The 274-nt window shown below is 73.4% G+C and carries 1 protein-coding gene; it reads right to left on the reverse strand.

All coding sequences use genetic code 11. From position 1 onward, the window contains the following. Positions 1 to 274 (reverse strand): NAD-dependent epimerase/dehydratase family protein (locus tag AC5RUJ_RS19035; protein ID WP_494156613.1); only part of this gene is annotated, 274 nt, incomplete at both ends.

Below are 274 nucleotides of genomic sequence, written 5' to 3' on the forward strand. Positions count from 1 at the left end.
GGCGGCCCGGCAGATGCCGGCGATCAGTTCGCCGACCGGCCGGGGCTGGCCGTTGGTGACCACCAGGGCCTGGCCGTGCGCCTGGTCCATCCGTTCGAGCGCACGGACAATGGCTGCCGCGGCGTTGTCGATATAGGTGGTGTCGATCAGCGCGGCGCCGTTGTCCAGCAGCGGCAGCCGGCCGGCACTGGCCCGCGCAATGACGCGTTCCACCAGCTGGGTGTCGCCGGGGCCCCAGACGATGTGGGGGCGCACGGCCGCGACCCGGAAGCCG

Source organism: Arthrobacter sp. Y3223164 (assembly GCF_059091005.1).